The organism is Azohydromonas aeria, assembly GCF_009760915.1.
GTDB classification, from domain to species: Bacteria; Pseudomonadota; Gammaproteobacteria; order Burkholderiales; family Burkholderiaceae_C; genus Azohydromonas; species Azohydromonas aeria.
The window spans coordinates 1-1,984 of record NZ_VIDQ01000180.1 but is presented as its reverse complement, the minus strand read 5'-3'; the positions used below and the strand labels follow the sequence as shown (position 1 = coordinate 1,984).

The following is a 1,984-nucleotide window of genomic DNA, read 5'->3' as shown; positions in this document are numbered from 1 at the left end:
CTGGTGCTGGGCAGCATGTACGCGCTCGTGGCACTGGGCTACACGATGGTCTACGGCATCATCAACCTCATCAACTTCGCCCACGGCGAGGTGCTGATGGTGGGCGCGCTGGTCAGCTGGACCGTGGTCACGGCGCTGGGCGACTCGGGGCTGCCCGGCTGGCTGCTGATGCTGATCTCGCTGGTGTGCGCGGTGGTCATCTGCGCGGCGCTGAACTTCTCCATCGAGAAGCTGGCCTACCGGCCGCTGCGCAACGCGCCGCGCCTGGCGCCGCTGATCACGGCCATGGGCATGAGCCTGCTGCTGCAGACGCTGGCCATGATCATCTGGAAGCCCAACCCCAAGCCCTTCCCGCAGCTGCTGCCCACCGACCCGATCGAGGTCGGCGGCGCCGTCATCAGCGTCACGCAGATCCTCATCCTGGGCATCACGGCGGTGGTGCTCGCGGGCCTGCTGTACCTGGTCAACAAGACCAAGCTCGGCCGCGCCATGCGCGCCACGGCCGAGAACCCGCGCGTGGCCTCGCTCATGGGCGTGCGCCCCGACTGGGTGATCTCGGCGACCTTCATCATCGGCGCGGCGCTGGCGGCGCTGGCCGGGATCATGTGGGCGGCCAACTACGGCACCGTGCAGCACACCATGGGCTTCCTGCCGGGGCTCAAGGCCTTCACGGCCGCGGTGCTGGGGGGCATCGGCAACCTGGCCGGCGCCGTGGTGGGCGCGCTGCTGCTGGGGCTGATCGAGGCCATCGGCGCGGGGTACCTGGGCGAGCTCACCGGCGGCGTGCTGGGCAGCCACTACGCCGACATCTTCGCCTTCATGGCGCTGGTGCTGGTGCTCACGCTGCGCCCGCAGGGGCTGCTGGGCGAGCGCACGGCCGACCGCGCGTGATGGCGCAGGGAGTCAAGAGACCATGAAAAACAAGCTTGTACTGTTCTTCATCGCCGCGCTGGCGCTGCTGGCGCTGCCGCTGGTGGCGCAGGGCTTCGGCCAGGGCTGGGTGCGCATCATGGCGCTGGCGCTGCTGTACGTGATGCTGGCGCTGGGGCTGAACATCGTCGTGGGCTATGCCGGGCTGCTGGACCTGGGCTACGTGGCCTTCTACGCCGTGGGCGCGTACCTCTTCGCGCTGCTGGCCTCGCCGCACCTGTCGGAGAACTTCCCGGCCTTCGCCGCGGCCTTCCCCAACGGGGTGCACATGCCCATCTGGGTCATCGTGCCGCTGGCCGCAGGGGTGGCGGCGCTGGCCGGCATCGTGCTGGGCGCGCCGGTGCTGCGCCTGCGCGGCGACTACCTGGCCATCGTGACGCTGGGCTTCGGCGAGATCATCCGCGTCTTCATGAACAACATGGAGCACCCGGTCAACATCACCAACGGCCCGCGCGGCATCAGCCAGATCGACGCCATGCACGTCGGCGGCTTCAGCTTCGGCAAGCCACTGACCATCGGCGAGTACACGCTCTCGCCGATCGTCCTGTACTACTACCTGTTCCTGGCGCTGGTGGTGCTCACGGTCGTGATCTGCCACCGGCTGGAGAACTCGCGCATCGGCCGCGCCTGGATGGCCATCCGCGAGGACGACATCGCGGCCAAGGCCATGGGCATCAACGTGCGCAACATGAAGCTGCTGGCGTTTGCCATGGGTGCGACGTTCGGCGGCGTCTCGGGCTCGATGTTCGCCGCGTTCCAGGGCTTCATCTCGCCGGAGTCGTTCTCGCTGATGGAGTCGATCATGATCGTGGCGATGGTGGTGCTGGGCGGCATCGGCCACATCCCCGGCGTGATCCTGGGGGCGGTGGCGCTGTCGGCGCTGCCGGAGATCCTGCGCTACGTCGCGGGCCCGCTGCAGGAGATGACGGGCGGTCGCCTTGACGCCGCGATCCTGCGCCAGTTGCTCATCGCGCTGGCCATGATCGGCGTGATGCTGCTGCGCCCGCGCGGCATCTGGCCGCCGCCCGAGCACGGCAAGGCCGCGCCCAAGCCG

The 1,984-nt window shown here is 69.1% G+C and carries 2 protein-coding genes; both read left to right on the top strand.

Going from position 1 to position 1,984, the window contains the following annotated elements; genetic code table 11:
* Positions 1 to 891: branched-chain amino acid ABC transporter permease (locus tag FJ694_RS36315; protein WP_157272373.1), on the top strand; the 891-nt coding region annotated here is incomplete at its 5' end.
* 22 nt (positions 892 to 913) lie between these two features.
* Positions 914 to 1,984 (top strand): branched-chain amino acid ABC transporter permease (locus FJ694_RS36310; protein ID WP_157272372.1); only part of this gene is annotated, 1,071 nt, incomplete at its 3' end.